The sequence below is a fragment of the Ruegeria sp. HKCCA5929 genome (assembly GCF_013034525.1).
Taxonomy (GTDB): domain Bacteria; phylum Pseudomonadota; class Alphaproteobacteria; order Rhodobacterales; family Rhodobacteraceae; genus Ruegeria.
Genome location: NZ_WQGE01000012.1, coordinates 1 through 17002, shown reverse-complemented (window position 1 = coordinate 17002; position 17002 = coordinate 1). Strand labels below are relative to the sequence as shown.

Here is a 17002-nt window from a genome sequence, read left to right as displayed (position 1 = left end):
CTTACACTGCGCAAGCGATAGACGCATGAGGCTTGATCAGCTAAAGCCCGGCATAACAAAAGAGAGCTTAGAATGACCAAAACCGCACTTGTTACAGGTATTACTGGGCAAGATGGAGCCTATCTGGCAGAGCTTCTTCTTGAAAAGGGATATAAAGTTGTCGGCACGTTCCGCCGGGTGGTTTCTACCAATTTCTGGCGCATTGATGATTTGGGCATTCGTTCGCATCCCAACCTGTCATTGGAAGAGCTTGACCTGACCGATATGGGGGCAATGATCCGTCTGATTCAGAAGACGGAGCCCCATGAAGTTTACAATCTTGCGGCGCAGAGTTTTGTAGGGATTTCGTTCGATCAGCCCGCCACGACATCTCAGATCACGGGCATTGGGGCGCTGCATTGGCTTGAAGCAATCCGAATTGTGAATCCTAAAATTCGTTTCTATCAGGCGTCCACATCAGAGATGTTCGGCAAGGTGCAGGAAATCCCTCAACGGGAAGAAACACCTTTCTGGCCACGCAGCCCTTATGGCGTAGCCAAGCTTTATGCCCATTGGATGACTATAAACTATCGCGAAAGCTACGATATTTTTGGTACATCCGGGATTCTGTTCAATCATGAAAGCCCGCTCAGAGGGCTGGAGTTCGTGACACGGAAAATCACCGATGGTGTAGCCAAGATCAAACTGGGGCAGCTTGATTATCTGGAACTTGGGAACCTGGACGCCACGCGTGATTGGGGGTTTGCAAAGGATTACGTGGACGGGATGTGGCGTATGCTGCAGACAGACACACCGGATACGTTTGTTCTGGCAACAGGGCGAACCGAAACTGTACGCGATTTTGTGGCGATGGCGTTCAAGGGTGCAGGCATTGGTCTGCGATTTGAAGGGCAGGGGGAAGATGAAGTGGCAATTGATGCCGAGTCAAACCGTGTTCTGGTGCGCGTCAATCCAAAATACTATCGCCCCGCCGAGGTCGAACTGCTGATTGGCGACGCAAGCAAGGCCAGGGACGTTTTGGGTTGGGAGGCCACGACCTCTCTCGAAGATCTCTGTCAGATGATGGTCACTGCTGATCTGGCACGCAATGAACGGGGTGTTTCGTTCTGATGTCAGGGGGCCGCGTCTTGATCACTGGCCGCTATGGGTTCACCGGGCGTTATGTGGCTGCTGAACTTGAGGCAGCGGGATGGGAGGTCTGGGGCACCGGCATGATGGCGCCTCCTGCGCCAGATCCGGCTTATCTGAAGGCGAATCTTTCGGACAGCGCGGCAATTGCACATGTTGTAGACAGGGTAAAACCCGATGCGGTAATTCATTTGGCTGCAATTGCCTTTGTCGCGCATGGCGCGGCCGAGGATTTCTACAAGGTAAATGTGATTGGAACCCGGGTTTTGCTGGAAGCATTGGCTCAGTCCGGGGTTGCTCAATCCGGGGTCATTTTGGCAAGCAGCGCCAATATTTACGGCAACTCAAAACATGCGCCGATTGCGGAAACAACCTCTCCGGCACCCGTGAACGATTACGCGGTTTCGAAACTGGCTATGGAATACATGGCTCAGCTGTTTACGGATCGCTTGCCGATCGTCATCGTGCGCCCTTTTAACTACACGGGGCGCGGGCAGAATGCCCAATTCCTTGTCCCTAAAATCGTGGCTCATTTCCGGCAGCGCGCCCCGCAGATCGAACTGGGTAACCTGGATGTTGCCCGGGACTTTTCCGACGTTCGCGATGTGGCGCGTGCGTATCGGGCATTGCTGCGTCCGGATTTGCGCGGGCGGCAGATCAATATCTGCTCTGGAGTGGCGACCCCTTTGCAGGACATTGTGGATATGTGCAGCGACATTACCGGGCACAATCTGACCGTGACTGTGAACCCCCAGTTTGTGCGGGCCAATGAGGTGAAGGAATTGATGGGGGATGTCACGTTGTACCGCAGCCTCACCCAGGACGGGCCAAATTACGGCCTGAAGGAAACACTTGAATGGATGTTGACGTAAGCGCTTAAAATAAAGTGTCCTTACGCCATTTTATGGCGTTTCGGGCTCTTCCCCCTGAAAATACCCAATCAATTCGCCAAAGGCCCACATCGTCACGATCAAGAAAACCAGCGGGGAAGCTGGCCAGAATTTGCCGAGATAAACGCGCTTGTGCATTTGGTTGCGCAGATGCCGGGTAAACAGAACAAACGGCAACAGTGGGGTTACGGCTGCGCGGAAGGCGCGCAACCCGAACGAAATTTCGCCGGATCGGATGCGGGCATATTTACGGCCCCAATGAAACCACTCGCCCGCCAGTGTGAAGGTCGGAATACGCGGACGGTATTGGGTTGTTCTGGGGCGATCTGACAGAACCATTTTGTCACCGTTAGCCTGCAGGGCAGCATGGATGGAGGGTTCATAGAACCGATGTTCATACAGATGACGCAGTGCGCGCAACTTGTCGGCGCGATAACACACATTGGTTGCTGACAGAAAATCTGTCTCACTGGTCGGTAGAGGGGCCATATAGCGCCCGAAGTCGCAGATATGAACGGCCCAGTTCCAAGTCGTATCATATCCGTTGTCAGCACACCCCCCGACCGCTGCGGCCCCGGTCTCATCCATCAGGTCCATCACCGAGGCAATCCAGGTTTCGGCCGGAATGCCGCGATCCTCGACAAGGCCGATCCGGCGCCCGCGTGCGGCTTTGATGCCCTCGGAACGGCGGATGTCCCAGAACCGGTGCAGATCAAGGGCGTTTCTTGGCACCATACCGCCTGCGAGTACCCCGAGATCGAGAAACCGGAAGCCGGGGAAATCATCTGCCATTCCGGCATCTTCAAGCGACAGCTGATCATATGGCACGATGACTTCTACCTTGTAGTCACCAATCTGATTGGCAAGCGCATTCAGACATGCCCGCAGCGCGGCTCCCCCATCAACGATAGCCACAACGACAGAGATATCAGGTAGTGAAGGATCTGGATTGTTCATCACAGACATTTCTCTCATCGAACCTTGGACAGAGACCGACCGGCCCCGAACCAGTATCCGGCAACCTCACCCAGTCCCCAGGACAGTGAAAACGGGATCAGCAAAGGCAGGGAGGGCCACAACCGACGCACATGACGCCCTTTGGTTATGACGTTTCTGACCACGCGGTAATAGACGATCGGAGGCAACGCAAAAGCGACGAGCCCCATAATAAGCCTTTTACCGCTCGACTCCTCGCTGACCCGAGCTCCGGCGAAGCTTTTGGAATACAGGTATCTCTGGGTCAGATACAGACCGAATGTATAGTGCATCTTATGCCCGGAAACGATGTCGTTGCGCAGGGTCATAGAGACACCATCTGCGCGCATATGATCATGCAGGTGGTTTTCCCATTTGCCATCATCCAACAGGGTATCGAACCGTTCCAAAACATCACGCCGGTAGACCGTATTGTTGCCCGGAAGCCAATCCGAGGGGCCATCATTCAGAGGAGGCAGAACGGCACTGTACTCGCATAGGAATGCCGCCCAATCGATCAGGGTATCTTTGGCTTCGTTGTCGACAGGCCCGGCCACTACATCCGAACCGTCCGCGATTTCATCCAGCATCCGCTGGGTCCAGTTTGGTGGAACCAGCACGTGATCTTCAATGACCCCGATAGCATCGGCTGTCGCGGCCCGGATGCCTGCGGCGCGCATCTGAGGGATTGTAGCATCCTCGGCGACTGCCAGAACGTGTACGTCCGGAAATTCTGTCTCTACATCCCGAATGAAGTCCGGGCCGAGGCGTATAACAGCGATAATCTCGGCTAGGGGGCCGGTCTGGTTCTGCAAAGCCGCAACGCACCCGCGAAAATCAGACAGAGAATTGACGCATGGGATGACGACCGAAATCTGATGCTGCGTCATGTGTTTTCTCCGGTGTGACCTGTATTCTTCGGGAGGATCTGATCACAGTCGATCATGGAAACGGAGCTGCGTTTGCATCTGGGTTTGAAAACCCCGGAGCGCGTTGATTTTTGTGTCGCTGATCGCATTAATAAATTCCATTTTAACAAACTGTCTCCGCTTGAGGGATAGTTTCAGAGTCGCTTTCCAAACGCGTTTTCAAAACTGATTTCGGTCATTTCGGCAGCACGCGCCCAGGTGAACTTTGCGGCCTGACGTATGGCCTGCTGTGACAAGCGCGCATGAAGATCGTCGTCACTCAGCAACCTGTTTGTCTGATGGGCAATCGAGGACGCATCGGTTGGGTCAAACAGCAGCCCGCCATCGCCGACAACTTCGGGCACGCTGCTTGCATCAGACCCCAAAACCGGGGTGCCGCAGGCCATCGCTTCGACAGGGGGGAAGCCGAAACCTTCATAGAGCGACGGGTGCACAAGCGCATGTGAGGCATTGATCAGAAGCGCCAGCTTTTCATCCGAAATCTCGCCGGTGAAAATGATCCGGTCCGACGCAATTACATTGGCTCGGGCCGAAGCCTGCAGATCTTCAACATTATCCCAGAACCGGTCGCCGGTTGTGCGCCCGACAATGGCCAGAAAAGCATCGGGATGCTGTTCCAGGATCAATGGCATCGCATGGATAAGGCTCAGCACATTTTTGTGGCGGTTAAAGCCACCCACATAGACAAGAACACGCGCCCCGGAAGGAATGTTGTACTCTGCCCGAATTTCTTCTATCTTTTTGTTATCATTTATCTCTTTAAAAACTGGGGCCGCGGCCATCGTTGTCAGGTCAATCTTGTTGCGCGGAATGCCCAAAATGGACTGCAGATCCTGGGCTGACGATTCAGAACCGGTGATGAACCGCGTGGCCTGCAATTTGGCGATCGTGGTTTTTGCTTTCCACAGCATAAAATTCAGTTTTGACGGGAAGATCAGATCCGGAAAGCGTTCAGGGATCGTATCGTGGATACAGATGACCTTCGGGACCCGTGACATTAAGGGATAATACGAAAAAACGGTGGGGCAAAAGAACACGTCGCATCCCAGTCGGAGCGTTGCTTGATGCATCTGAAACCGATTTGCGACGTCTGCTCCGTCCGGCTTTGGCGCAACCACGATGTCGACCCCCTGAGGCACCGGGTAAGACGGTTCCTGATCACAGATCAGGGTATAACGAAACCCGCTGTCTCGAGCTGCCAGAGCTTCGAGCACACCTCTTGTGAAACGTCCGAACCCGCGCTCGTTACGCCAAGTCGTCCCATCAATCCCGACATGCATGGTGATACTCCGTTCCTGCGAAATTCCTTGGTCCCAACCGCTTCGAGCCGCGACGGAGGATTTAAATCCAAATCATGCGCTTACTCTATGGCAGGCAGAGCGCGGCCCACAATCATTTGATATCCTTGCATCCCTGTTGCTACATCATCGAGGCCAATTTGAAGGGCGGATTCGTAAATGCACGCTGTAACGGAATCAGATGATCGAAGGCATCTTCGGATCGCACAGATGTGCACGGATTTCGGAATGGGTGGGATTGCCAGACATGCCCTTGATCTGGGCATCTGGCTAGAAGGTCAGGGTCATGGTGTTTTTCTCGCCGGAACGCCGGGCGAATGGGCGGGGCAAAAACACGAAGATGGCTTTCTGTCCATCCCGACACGCTATGTTGGGGCGGATGGTGGCGGGCTGGTGCGCAGGCTTGCCCATACCGGTCATGGGGCGATTGCCCTGCGTAGTTGGCTTTCGACGTCGTGTATCGACATCATTCATGCGCATGAATCTGCACCAGCTCTGGTGGCGCTGCTGGCGCGGATGCGTCTGAATATCCCGCTTGTCGTGACGTATCACGGGTCGGATCCACAGCGGATCAGAGGGTTTGGAAAGATCGCACGCCATGCCGATCTGGTTGTGACGCCCAGCCACCGCGCCGCTGAGGATCTGGCCGAAATTGCCGATGTATCAGAGGACAAGCTTCGGGTCATAGGGCTTGGGATCAAGCCGCCGCCTGAAGATACGGATCACGACGTTGCCGCGTTACGAAAAACCCTGCTGCGTGGCGGCAATCGCCTTGTCGTCACCATCGCGCGGGTTGCCTATCAAAAGGGCATTGACGTCTTGATCGAGTGTGTGGCGCGCCTGAAGGACACCCACCCCGACTATCGCTTTGTTGTCGTCGGGGATGGGCCGCTGGATCAGGAGATGCGGGCGCTGGCGACACAGCGCGGTTTGGATGAGCATTTGTTTTTCGCCGGACGTACTGAGGTTCCCTATCGCTATTTGCGGGCAGCGGATCTGATGTTGCTGACCTCGCGGTGGGAGGCGCTGCCCATCTCTATTGCCGAAGCGTTCCAGGTTGGAACCCCGGTTGTGGCCACCGATTGTTCGGGTGTTCACGAACTGGTGCATGATACGGTCGGTGCCTGTGTGCCAATCGGCGATGTCGCGGCGATCACGCAGGCTGTTGAGCACATTCTCGAAGATGACCAAAAGCGCGCCGACATGGCGGCCAGTGCCTTGGACAGGTCGAAAGAGAGCCGGTTTGATCCAGACCACATCAATCGGCAGATCGAGGCGCTTTATTTCAGTCTTCTTGACTGAGCAGCGGACAAAAGCTGCATTCCTTTGCAGCATGCCCGCAACACAGCCTGTGAACAGGGCATCAGGGCAAGTTCCATCTTTCGATCACGGTATGGATCATGCTTTCATATCGGAAAGTCATTGGTAATCCGGTTTGAGTCACATGCAGTCTCTGCGCATTTTGATGTTCACTACATTTTATCCCCCGTATTCCTTTGGTGGCGACGCCATTGGCATTCAACGCATGGCCCGAGCGCTTGTGGCGCGCGGGCACGATGTGACAGTGGTGCATGACGAAGACAGCTATCTGATCCTGGGCGGCAAACCGCAGCCCGAAGGGCCCCCAGACGGGGTGCGTCGGATCGGGTTGTGCAGCCGCAATGGCATGATGTCGAACCTGCTGACCCAACAGATGGGCCGCCCGGTGGTTCATGGCGCGCGCATCCGCGAGATTCTGGACGAACGGCAGCCGGACATCATCTGGCACAACAACACTTCGCTGATCGGCGGGCCCGGCCTGTTGCCGATGGGCGAGGGGCTGAAAGTCTATGAGGCGCATGAACACTGGTTGGTCTGTCCAACCCACGTTCTGTGGCGGCATGGGCGGGAACTGTGCGATGATCGCCAGTGCTTGCGCTGTGTGCTGAATTACAAACGCCCACCGCAGTTGTGGCGCTATACCGGCGCACTGGACCGGGCACTGGATCACATGGATCTGATCATTGCCAAAAGCGAATTCAGCCGCGCCAAACATCACGAGTTTGGTTTGCGGCAGGAGATGCAGGTGCTGCCCTATTTCCTGCCCGATCTGGACCAGAGCGCCCTGCCGGAACCGGCGGCGCATGAGCGCCCCTATTTCCTGTTTGTCGGGCGGCTGGAAAAGATCAAAGGGTTGCAGGATGTCTTCCCCGCCTTTGATCGTTACCCGGATGCCGATCTGCTGATCCTGGGCGATGGTGATTACGCGGATGAGTTGAAGGCACAGGCCGCAGGCAATGACCGGATCAAGTTCCTGGGCCGCAAGACACCTGACGAGTTGAACGCTTACTATCGTGGCGCACTGGGGCTGATTGTACCTTCGGTTTGTTATGAAACCTTCGGCATCATCCTGATCGAAAGCTTCCGGCTGGGCACACCGGTGATTGCCCGACGGCTGGGCCCGTTCCCCGAAATCGTCGAACGGGCAGGGGGTGGAGAGCTGTTCGAAACCGAGGATGACCTGATCGCGGCGATGCGTAACCTTCAGCACCAGCCCGATCAGCGCGCGGTACAGGGCGCGGCGGCACGCCGGGCGTTTCTGGAAATCTGGCACGAAACAGCCGTGCTGGAGGCGTATGGCGCGGCGCTGGCGCGCGTGGCCCATGGTGCAGGAAACCAAAGATTGGCCGCCGTGCTGGAGGGCGGGGCCTTTGAAACCGGTACCGGATAAGCATCCCGGGCGAGCGTTGCTGTCAGGGGGCCAGCGTTCCGATCCGGTGGGCGTTTGCCATGACCGAAAAGGTGATGGTTGTGGCCGGAATGCTGGGCAGGCTTGAGGCATCGACCAGATGCACCCGCGCCAGCCCTTTGGGGCGCCCCAGAATATCCGACTGTCCTGCGCGGGGCGCTTTGGCCATGGGCACCGAGCCGCCGACATGAAAGCTTGATCCCACATCACCGGGGCGGCGGGCAAAGCTGAGCGGCGTCAGCCCGGCCAGTTTCAGCACCTGCGCCAGCCGGGATGTGGCCCGCGCCATGACCTGCTCGGTTGTGTCGTTCGGCAGGACCTTGGATACAAGCCGCCCGTCAGGGGCCAGTGTCAGATCAATACGGGCAGAATGGTCGGAATGCAGAAACGCCTGCGCCACGATCAACCGCCGGGCCAACATATGCCATAAAGGAGCTGAGCCGGGCAGCTTTGCGCCATAGCTGCGGATCAGATCCTGGGCATAGAACTCATTCCAGGTATATATCTGGCTGTGCACCAGATGGGGCGAGAGATCGGGGTCATCCAGCTCGATGAAAATCTGCGGCAGAGTGTGATAGGGAACCTGATCAGGGCGGCGCGGGGCGCGCCAGCGGTGAAGGCTGGGCAGGAAGAAATGCTGGCTGTCTTGCAATTGCAGGCGGGCAGCCGGATCCGCCGAAGACAGCAACAGCAGGCGCGCCGTTTCCAGAACGCCTGCGGCGACAAAAACGCGATCAGCTTTCAGTTTCTCGCCGCCATCCAGCCGGACGGTGACATGATCGGCCTGCTCCTCGAAAGCATGGGCAAGGCCGCTGCGGTAGCGGAACGCCGTGTGGTGGCGCAGATCCTCAAGTGTTTGTCTGGCCGAATAAATATGCCCCCAAGGGCACCCATGCAGACACTGGCCGCAGTAGCGACAACCCGGATCCACAGCCAGGCGCGCCATCCCGGCAGAGGCTCCCAAGCGGGCAAGATTGCTTTGGTGGTGCTCCAGACGGTGCAGAATGTGCCCGGCCTGAGGTGATGGGGTCAGCGGAACCCGGTGCTGCATCGGAAAGGCGGGGAACAGGGCCTGCAAGGCATCTTCTCGCCCGCTGACCGGCAGAAATTTGGCAACTGCCCGGTAATGCGGTGCCAAATCCTGCGCGCTCAGCGGCCAGTCGGTGATATCTGCATCCCGGTTGGGCAGGATCGCCGAGCCCCAAAGGTTGGATAACCCCCCCGCCGCATGTGAGGCACGCAATCCGATCTGATCCGGCGCAACCAGTGTGTCTGTACCCGGCACCATGGCAAAATCGGACCCGAACCGGCGCACCTGTCCGGGCGGCGTGTCTAACTGAGGGGCCTGCCAGGCCCGAATATCTGCCGCAGACCAGTCCTCAGGATCTGAGGCCGCCATCCGGTCGCGGCGCTCCCGTTCAGAGGCTTCAAGCTCTTCCCCTCCGTCTATCATCAAAACCTGACGGCCACGGTTCAGAAGGGCAATGGCCACCGATACGCCTGCTGGCCCCGACCCGATGACAAGATCGGTCACGGGGTGCGGCCCGTCTGCACTGACAGATGCGCCCTCATGCGGGAACCGGGCGGGTCATCTCGGCAACGATATCATCGATGATCTGCTGCAGCGTCCGCATCGGGCGGAACCCGGTGACGCGTTGCAGTTTCGAGACATCGGGCAGGCGGCGCTGCATGTCCTCGAACCCTTCGGGATAGACGGTGTCATAGGGGACGAATTGGATTTCCGAGGTCGAGCCGGTTGTTCGAATGACCTGTTCGGCCAGTGCGCGGATCGTGACCTCCTGATCGGTGCCGACATTGAACACGTCACCGCGTACCTCGGGCAGGGTCATCAGACGGCACATGGCCTCGACCACATCCGCCACATGGCCGAAGCAGCGCGATTGCTCGCCAGTGCCGTGTACCATCAGTGGCGCGCCTTCCAGCGCGGATTTGACGAAATTTGGCAGCACCATCCCGTAACGCCCGGTCTGACGCGGGCCGGTGGTGTTGAAGAACCGCAGCACCGTGACAGGCAGATCGGATTCCCGTGCATGGGCCAGTGCCAGAAACTCGTCCAGCGTCTTGGCGCAAGCATAAGACCAGCGCAGGTTGCGGGTGGCGCCGATGGTCAGGTCACCTTCTTCCTGAAAGGGGAAATTGGTGCTTTTGCCATAGACCTCGGAACTGGAGGCGATGAAGGTATGTGTCTTGTCCACCAGCGCGGCATCCAGAACGTTTTCCGTGCCCGCAACATTGGTCAGGATCGATCGGCTGGGTTCATCCATGATCAGCTTGACCCCAACGGCCGCCGCCAGATGGAACACCACATCCGCCGGTCCAACCAGATCAGCGACCAGCTGGCGATCCAGAATACTGCCTTTGACAAAGGTAAAACCGGGGTGATCCGCAACACTGGCCAGATTGGACACGAGCCCCGTTGACAGATCGTCCAGAGCCGTAACGGTATGGCCATCCCCGATCAGCCTTTCCGTCAGATGAGAGCCAATAAACCCGGCCCCGCCGGTCACCAGAATATGCATATCTATATACCTGTTACTTGTTCTGAACCACTGTGCCGAAGTGTACAATCTGTCCCGCGCCTCCGGCTATAGTCGCGGATAAAAAAGCTGTGCTCACCAAGGCTTCCCCCGAATGGCGGCCCGCACGTTGCGCATCAATTTGCGTGCCGCAAGATAGGGCCCGCCGCGCCCGGCAAGATGAGCCTTCCAGCGGGCGATGTCGGTGAAATAGAACATCTCGAGCCGCGGCAGATCGTGCATGTCATCACCCGCTTTTGCCACGCCCAGCCTTGTGCCGACCGAGGTGTCGTAATTCCGGGCGACTCGCGCGCGTATGTCCGGGTTCGATGCCCCATAAGGGGGTGCAAAATGGCGAATGGGCTGATCCAGCCGGGCGGTGATGTCCTGACCAGGGCCGGTTATCTCGTCTTCAAGCGCCTCAGGGTCCAGCGTGGTGAGGTCGGGGTGGCTGATACTATGCGCGCCGAAACAGACCCCTTCTTCGGCCAATGCCGCAACTTTGTCCCAGCCCATCAGCGGGCGCGGGGGGACATGTCCGCCGGGCCAGCTGTCACTGCCGCCCATCCGGCCCGAAGGCAGATAGACGATCGGGGTGAAATTATGATCGCGCAGGATCGGCCAGGCGGTATCGGCGAAATCTTCGAACCCGTCATCGAAGCTGATGATGACCACGCGCGGGGCAGGCGGGTTGGCCAGCGCATCCGGTGTGACCACCGGCAGGCCGGATGCCGCCAGCGCCTGCATCTGGGCCTTGAACACCTCGGGCGCAATCGAGGTCGGTCCCGGCGCATCCGAGATCGAATGATACATCAGGATATCGGCCTGCCAGGCGGGCATGGGTCAGTCTTCCACCACATGGGTGGCAAAGACCTCGCGGTATTTGTTCCATTTCGCGCGGTCGACATGGCCCTTGCTGTCGATGCAATCCGCCGCGCCATAAGCCATGGCAAAAGCGTGGTGGGTGTTGTCATGGGCAAAAAGGCCCTGCCGTCCAAATACGAGCAATCCGTCCATATCTGAGAGCCACTGATCCACCGTATCAAACCGCTCTTCATAGCCCACATCGTAAACCGGATAGGCATGGCTCAGCCGCCGGGTTTCGCAGCGGCGCACCGGTACGGTGACGGGCAGGCCCAACTGGCCCAGCCATTTGGTGAATTCCTGCCCCAGTTCCTCGTCGGACATGGACCACCATTTTTCATCCGGGTCGCAGGGCAGCTCGGCACACAGAACGGTGACGCCCTTCGGCGCGCCACTGGCGTTATAGTTCTTGGGCTCTGACATGCGGCTGATCGGGATCGACAGTTCGGGGAAGTAATGCGCATCGAACTCGGTGAACTGGTCTGTCTCCAGCACCAGGTACAGCAGGATCATGCCGCGGAACCGGATCGCGCGGGCGGCTTCGACCACCTCGGCCGGAGCGTCGCCGATCAGGCGCGTCAGCCCGGTCAGCGGGATGGTCGACAGGATCAGATCGCCGGTCATGTGCCGCTCGCCATCTTCGTCGCGGATCGTCAATCCGGTGATGCGGTTGCCGTCCCGCTCGATGGCGGTGATTTCAGTGTTGAACAGAAAGCTGGCACCGTTGCTTTCCGCACTGTTCCGCATCGCGTCCGAGATTTGTCCGAACCCCTTGCGCGGATAAAAGAACCGACCCGCCGTCTCGCTGCGCAGCCCCGGCAGTAGGCGCAGCATCTTCATCAGGATCTTGCCGACCGAGCCGCTGCCGACCCGACGTTCTGCCAGCTTTACCGCCAGCTTGTCCGGATCCAGCCCCCAAAGCTTGCGTACGTAAGGGAAATAGAAATTGTCCGAAATCGTCGGCCCCAGCCCGTCATAGAGCACGGTCGAGAATGTCTCGGGACCTTCGCTTTTCTTGCGGAAGGGTTTCAGCGCCATGTCCCCGATCAGCGACGCGGCAAAGGGTTTGGGCAGGCGCATCAGCGCATCGGTCAGTTTCAGCGGAAAGTGAATCCATTTGCCGCCCAGCCGAATGCGCCCATGGCGCGGGCGCAGCAGCAGATCGTCACCCAACAGGGATTTCACATCGGCCAGAACTTCGGGCTCGGCCGCCGGATGAAACCGGTGCGAGCCATAGTCGCAAATCACGCCTTCAACCGGGAACGAGGCCGAATTGCCGCCCGCAACAGGTGCACGTTCGATCACGGTTACACGGGCCTGTCCGGTCAGCGCATGGGCTGCGGCCAGACCAGCCGGTCCAGCCCCCAGAATGATGATGTGGGGTTTGTCGTTGCCTGGGTTTTGGGAAACATCCGTCACTTGCACTCTTCCTTCTGGGAACTCGCCGGAGCGCTAAGCCGCATCCCGGACATGGTCAGAACCAGCGCGCCAAACCCGCCCGCCGTAAACAAAACAACCTGCCAGACAAGCCCGGCGGCCACGACCGCGGCGGCGCTGGCGCCAAAGGGGGCGAGAAAACTGGCCAGCGTCGCCTCGCGCAGGCCCAACCCGTTCAGAGATACTGGCAGCACGGCAATGATCTTGGCCAATGGCCAGGCAAAGATCCATGGTCCGGCGGCCACATCGACACCGGCTGCGATAGCCAGCCACCAGGCCAGCAGGACCAGCCCCAGCTGGATGGCGACCGAGGCGATAAAGGCCACGGCTAGTGTGCCGGGCTTGCGGCCCATTTCAGCCAACGCATCGGACAGACGATGAGCAAAGCCTTTGCCGGGCAGGGACGGCACATAGCGCCAAGGCAGGGGCAGCAGGCGCGGCAAAGCGACCATGCCCGCCAGCGCCGCCAGCAAGACCAGAGCTACAGGCCAGATCATATGCCCGCCCGCAGCGCTTTCCCATGTCAGGACCAGCCCCAGACAGGACAGGGTCAGCAGGGCCACCATATCGATCAGCCGATCCACGGTTGCGCCCGCAACAACCCGCGCGCCGTCTTTCATTGCGGCTTGCGCCAGGCCGGCGCGTACCGTGTCGCCACCGATTGCTCCGGGCAGGCACAGGTTCGCGGCCAGACCTGCAAAATGCGCCCGGATAGCCAACGGGGGGGCAAACCCGCGCCCCAGCAGCAGCCACCATTTCAACGCCGCCGCAACATGGGCCAGCAGAAACAGCGCCAGCACGCAGGCAAAAACCCAGACCGGGATGGCTTTCAGCGCTGCCAAAATCGCCTCGGTCGGCAGAATCCAGAACAGGATCGCCAGCACCACGACCGATCCGGCCACCCGGATCAGCCAGCGCCGTTGACTTGGATCGGAAAACATCCCGCCGCTCCTGTCAGGGTCTCAGGTGCAGCCGCGAAATCATGTCGGCGATCAGCCCCAGCGACCAGATCATGATCGCCGCCAGGAACGAGAACACCGCCGTTTCACTGAGGTTCCAGTAGAACATGTCGATAATGAATTTCACTGTGCCCAATGTGAAAAACGCCAGACCCAGCGGGATGAACACCCGCAGCGGGTTGAACAAAGTGCTGATGCGCAGGATCAAGATGATGAAGTTCAGGAAATCAATCGGCCGGATTTTCGATTTGCCCACCCGTTTGCCATATTCGATCGGCGTATAGATCATCCGCTTGCCATTTGACGTCATGCACAGCGTGATCGTGGTGGTGAACGAAAAGTTCTGCGGCAGCAGCGGCAGGAATGGGATCAGCTCGGATTTGCGGAACACGCGCAGACCTGAATTGAGATCGTTGATCTTGCGCTCGGCCAGGAACGACGCAAAGGCGAACAGGAACTTCTTGGCCGGTTTGCGCAGCAGCGGCACGTTTTTCATCGCGGCACCTCGGTCGCCGACCACCATGTCCTGATCGCGGCACATGGCCAACATGCCCGGCAGGTAACGCGCGGGATAGGTGCTGTCAGCATCCAGAATGGCGACATATTCATACTGCGCCATCCGCACCCCACGCTTGAGGCTGGCGCCATAACCGGAATTCACGTCGTTGAAGGTGACGGTGGCTCCGCTGGCCTCGGCCTCGGCGCGGGTGTTGTCCTGGCTGGCATCGTCTACCACGATGATCTCATAGGGGATGCCCAGCGGTTCAAGGTGGGTGCGCACATCCTCGACCGTGTGGCGCACGGCGTTTTCTTCGTTGAACGCGGGGATGACCACGCTCAGGCTCATGCCGGCGGTTTCCGATGCGATCAGCTCTTCGGATGTGGTGCTGTTCGTTTCCATCGGCTCTGCGACTTTGTTCATGAAAATGAAAACCTTTTATTCACTCAATAATCCCTGCCCCGGACCCTGCTGCCAAACGTGCACAGGGCGTGGAACGTGACGGGCATAATTCCCTGTATTGCGTATAGTATTCGAACACGTACAGACTGAACATAGACAATAAATTTGACCAAATTCGACCGTTTAGGCGTCAAGTTTGTAATTACGTATACTGCGCGCAGCAGGTGTGAGTGTTTGAGCCATGTGTCCATCGGCACTTGGCAGAGTTCGGGCAACAGGAAGGAAACCAGTGTCAGGGCGGCAGAGTTTCAGCAGCGGAGTTGCCTGGATGTCGGCTGGTATCTGGGTCGAGCAGGCGTTCAACTTCATCATTTTTGCCATTCTTGCCCGTATTTTAGGGGTCGAGGCTTTTGGTCTTCTGGCGATGGTGGCGGCCTTTGTGTTGTTTTCCGAATTCCTGGTGCGCGAAACGATTTCCGACATTCTTCTGACCCGTGACGCGCTGTCGTCAGAACGGTTGAACTCGGTTTTCTGGCTGCTGGCCCTGCTGGGAGGCGGGCTGACAATCGTATTGTATCTGGGCGCGGGACTGGTCTCAAATTTCTACAATGAGCTGATTGCGCGCGAATTGTTGATTGGATTGTCCCCAACGGTGCTGATGATTTCACTGACGGCGGTGCCGGTGGCGATCCTGCGTCGGGAAATGCGGTTCCGTATTCTGGCTATTCGGGCCGCGCTTGGTGCGGCGGTCGGCGGGGTCGTGGGCATTGGCATGGCGTTGTCGGGATACGGGGTCTGGAGCCTGGTCGGTCAGCGGCTGGCGATGACGGCCACCAATATCGTGATGGCATGGGGCGCGGTGTCCTGGCGCCCGGCCCTTGACGTGTCGCGGGATCACATGCGGGCAATCCTGCATTTTGGTCATCGGATTTTGGGCCTGCGCGCGGCCGAACTGGCTGCGGTGCAGTCCCCTGCGGTGATCATCGGCGCGATGCTAGGACCTGCGCAGGCGGGGTATTATGCCATTGCCTGGCGTGTGATCGAGACAGCCGCGTTTCTCATGATCACACCGTTGCGTACCGTGGCGCAGCCTGCCTTTGGTGCCGCGGCGCGCGATGATGGCCAGGCGGCGGACTTGCTGATGGATGTCATGCGCCTGACCGGGTTTCTGGCTTTTCCCGCCTTCGCCGGGCTGGCTGTTTTGTCAGAACCGGCGCTGATATTGTTGTTTGGCCAGAAATGGGCTCCGGCCGCTCCGGTCCTGAGCCTGATGTCGGTGTTTGGCATGTATCTATGCGCCGAAAAGGTGCAACAGACCTTCTGTCTGGCCGCAGGTCAAGCCGGGCGACTGGCGGTTCTGTCATGGGTTGAGGTGGCGCTGGCAGCAGCCGTGATCGTGGCACTGGCCCCCTATGGCTTGTCGGTCGTCACAGCCGGTTTTGTGGCGGTTTTTCTGCTGATCTGGCCGCTCAAATTTGCCAACCTGGCGCATATCGCGGGGTTGCCCAACCTGCTTTTGATGCAGCAGCATCTTTCACCGCTCTTGCTGTCGGCGGCAATGGCAGGCGTGGTGCAGGGGGTCGTTTGGGCGCTGGGGGACACCGCACGGATTCTGGTTCTTCTGATCGGTATGGTGACCGGGGGTATGGTTTATTGCCTGCTGGCGTTTCTGTTCCAGCGGCGCAGGTTGCACCTGCTGATGTCGATGGCCCGACCCCGGGGCACCAACGCGACATGAACCCGTATCTGAATACGCCGGGCACAGACAATGCGCCTTATGCCGGGTATGAGGTGGCGCTTACCAGATGGGATGCCCCAGGCGAAAGATGACCGTTTTTTCCTCGCCATCCGATTTTATCAGGTTGGCCGTGATCTCGTTTTGCGTCTCGGCGGGCGTCAGCTGAAAATAGGCTGTGGCTTTTGCATCGTGCTGGATCAGCTTGGCTGACTGGGCCGGACCATTATCAATTTCAACCGTTACGGTCACAACGTCCGGTTCGCCAATCCGCATTTCAACATCAAGCGGGGTTTCGTGCCGCAGTGGGGCGCGAAAGATCAGCCGGGCGACCGACCCGTCCACGTTGACGGGATGAGCTCTGGTGGCATCATAGGCGTCGGGGTTGAAACGGTAGTAAGCTGTGAACAGCATACCGGCCAACAGCAGCAGATAAGCCCACCGGGTCCAGCCCATGCCGCGCCAGATGCGTTTGAACGGGCCGTAACGTGCATCGTCTGGACGTAGCCTGGCAGAAAAGATCATGGCGCCGGTTACGGCAACGCCGGTCGCGACGAACCCGAACACAATCCAGAGCGCCATCGAAAACGCCCCACCCCACGTGCCGAAATGCAGCATGTT

General features: G+C 58.5%; 15 protein-coding genes. 5 read left to right on the top strand and 10 right to left on the bottom strand.

Annotated features, from left to right (window positions below; all coding sequences use genetic code 11):
* Positions 1 to 72: 72 nt before the first annotated feature.
* Both gmd and GOV90_RS20055 read left to right on the top strand, forming a co-directional pair.
* Positions 73 to 1110 carry a GDP-mannose 4,6-dehydratase gene (gene gmd / locus GOV90_RS20060; RefSeq protein ID WP_171136228.1) on the top strand — a complete coding sequence of 346 codons (1038 nt, stop codon included), beginning with the start codon at positions 73 to 75 and terminating at the stop codon, positions 1108 to 1110.
* Positions 1111 to 1127: 17 nt separating this feature from the next.
* Entirely contained in the window at positions 1128 to 2000 is an 873-nt protein-coding gene (locus GOV90_RS20055) for an NAD-dependent epimerase/dehydratase family protein (RefSeq protein ID WP_253284822.1), read from the top strand.
* Between the two features lie 30 nt (positions 2001 to 2030).
* On the opposite strand, the gene GOV90_RS20050 is transcribed toward GOV90_RS20055, so the two are convergent.
* The 3 genes from GOV90_RS20050 to GOV90_RS20040 all read right to left on the bottom strand — a co-directional run bounded on the left by GOV90_RS20050 (position 2031) and on the right by GOV90_RS20040 (position 5202).
* The gene (locus tag GOV90_RS20050) at positions 2031 to 2975 is read right to left on the bottom strand and encodes a hypothetical protein (RefSeq protein WP_171136224.1); all 945 of its coding nucleotides are present in this window, start codon (positions 2973 to 2975) and stop codon (positions 2031 to 2033) included.
* A gap of 14 nt (positions 2976 to 2989) precedes the next feature.
* Entirely contained in the window at positions 2990 to 3883 is an 894-nt protein-coding gene (locus GOV90_RS20045; RefSeq protein WP_171136222.1) for a glycosyltransferase family 2 protein, read from the bottom strand.
* Positions 3884 to 4056: 173 nt separating this feature from the next.
* On the bottom strand, positions 4057 to 5202 hold the full coding sequence (locus GOV90_RS20040; RefSeq protein WP_171136220.1) for a glycosyltransferase family 1 protein: 1146 nt from the start codon (positions 5200 to 5202) through the stop codon (positions 4057 to 4059).
* A 177-nt stretch (positions 5203 to 5379) separates the two neighbouring features.
* Here GOV90_RS20040 and GOV90_RS20035 point away from each other — a divergent pair, with 177 nt between their 5' ends.
* Together GOV90_RS20035 and GOV90_RS20030 are read left to right on the top strand one after the other, a co-directional pair.
* A complete protein-coding gene (locus GOV90_RS20035; RefSeq protein WP_171136218.1) occupies positions 5380 to 6522 on the top strand; it encodes a glycosyltransferase family 4 protein in 1143 nt (380 codons plus the stop codon).
* A gap of 163 nt (positions 6523 to 6685) precedes the next feature.
* On the top strand, positions 6686 to 7930 hold the full coding sequence (locus GOV90_RS20030; protein ID WP_171136217.1) for a glycosyltransferase family 4 protein: 1245 nt from the start codon (positions 6686 to 6688) through the stop codon (positions 7928 to 7930).
* Between the two features lie 22 nt (positions 7931 to 7952).
* On the opposite strand, the gene GOV90_RS21435 is transcribed toward GOV90_RS20030, so the two are convergent.
* The 6 genes from GOV90_RS21435 to GOV90_RS20000 all read right to left on the bottom strand — a co-directional run bounded on the left by GOV90_RS21435 (position 7953) and on the right by GOV90_RS20000 (position 14667).
* The gene (locus GOV90_RS21435; RefSeq protein ID WP_171136215.1) at positions 7953 to 9482 is read right to left on the bottom strand and encodes a GMC oxidoreductase; all 1530 of its coding nucleotides are present in this window, start codon (positions 9480 to 9482) and stop codon (positions 7953 to 7955) included.
* A gap of 34 nt (positions 9483 to 9516) precedes the next feature.
* Complete coding sequence (locus GOV90_RS20020; RefSeq protein WP_171136213.1) at positions 9517 to 10488, bottom strand: NAD(P)-dependent oxidoreductase; 972 nt, start codon at positions 10486 to 10488, stop codon at positions 9517 to 9519.
* A 93-nt stretch (positions 10489 to 10581) separates the two neighbouring features.
* Positions 10582 to 11325, bottom strand: coding sequence for a polysaccharide deacetylase family protein (locus tag GOV90_RS20015; RefSeq protein WP_171136211.1), 744 nt, complete (start codon positions 11323 to 11325; stop codon positions 10582 to 10584).
* Positions 11326 to 11328: 3 nt separating this feature from the next.
* The gene (locus GOV90_RS20010) at positions 11329 to 12768 is read right to left on the bottom strand and encodes an FAD-dependent oxidoreductase (protein WP_171136209.1); all 1440 of its coding nucleotides are present in this window, start codon (positions 12766 to 12768) and stop codon (positions 11329 to 11331) included.
* Complete coding sequence (locus GOV90_RS20005) at positions 12765 to 13727, bottom strand: lysylphosphatidylglycerol synthase transmembrane domain-containing protein (protein ID WP_171136207.1); 963 nt, start codon at positions 13725 to 13727, stop codon at positions 12765 to 12767. Before GOV90_RS20005 ends, GOV90_RS20010 begins: the two co-directional genes overlap by 4 nt.
* 13 nt (positions 13728 to 13740) lie before the next feature.
* Complete coding sequence (locus GOV90_RS20000; protein WP_171136205.1) at positions 13741 to 14667, bottom strand: glycosyltransferase family 2 protein; 927 nt, start codon at positions 14665 to 14667, stop codon at positions 13741 to 13743.
* Positions 14668 to 14974: 307 nt separating this feature from the next.
* Here GOV90_RS20000 and GOV90_RS19995 point away from each other — a divergent pair, with 307 nt between their 5' ends.
* Complete coding sequence (locus GOV90_RS19995; RefSeq protein ID WP_171136203.1) at positions 14975 to 16384, top strand: oligosaccharide flippase family protein; 1410 nt, start codon at positions 14975 to 14977, stop codon at positions 16382 to 16384.
* A gap of 60 nt (positions 16385 to 16444) precedes the next feature.
* On the opposite strand, the gene GOV90_RS19990 is transcribed toward GOV90_RS19995, so the two are convergent.
* Positions 16445 to 17002, bottom strand: a 558-nt coding sequence (locus GOV90_RS19990; protein ID WP_217352342.1) for a hypothetical protein, incomplete at its 5' end; no start/stop codon positions are given.

Coding starts and splice junctions, on each gene's coding strand:
- GOV90_RS20005 (WP_171136207.1), bottom strand. CDS start 13,727: ATGTTTTCCGATCCAAGTCAACGGCGCTGGCTGATCCGGGTGGCCGGA.
- gmd (WP_171136228.1), top strand. CDS start 73: ATGACCAAAACCGCACTTGTTACAGGTATTACTGGGCAAGATGGAGCC.
- GOV90_RS20030 (WP_171136217.1), top strand. CDS start 6,686: ATGTTCACTACATTTTATCCCCCGTATTCCTTTGGTGGCGACGCCATT.
- GOV90_RS20050 (WP_171136224.1), bottom strand. CDS start 2,975: ATGAACAATCCAGATCCTTCACTACCTGATATCTCTGTCGTTGTGGCT.
- GOV90_RS20035 (WP_171136218.1), top strand. CDS start 5,380: ATGCACGCTGTAACGGAATCAGATGATCGAAGGCATCTTCGGATCGCA.
- GOV90_RS20040 (WP_171136220.1), bottom strand. CDS start 5,202: ATGCATGTCGGGATTGATGGGACGACTTGGCGTAACGAGCGCGGGTTC.
- GOV90_RS20000 (WP_171136205.1), bottom strand. CDS start 14,667: ATGAACAAAGTCGCAGAGCCGATGGAAACGAACAGCACCACATCCGAA.
- GOV90_RS20020 (WP_171136213.1), bottom strand. CDS start 10,488: ATGCATATTCTGGTGACCGGCGGGGCCGGGTTTATTGGCTCTCATCTG.
- GOV90_RS20045 (WP_171136222.1), bottom strand. CDS start 3,883: ATGACGCAGCATCAGATTTCGGTCGTCATCCCATGCGTCAATTCTCTG.
- GOV90_RS20015 (WP_171136211.1), bottom strand. CDS start 11,325: ATGCCCGCCTGGCAGGCCGATATCCTGATGTATCATTCGATCTCGGAT.
- GOV90_RS19995 (WP_171136203.1), top strand. CDS start 14,975: ATGTCGGCTGGTATCTGGGTCGAGCAGGCGTTCAACTTCATCATTTTT.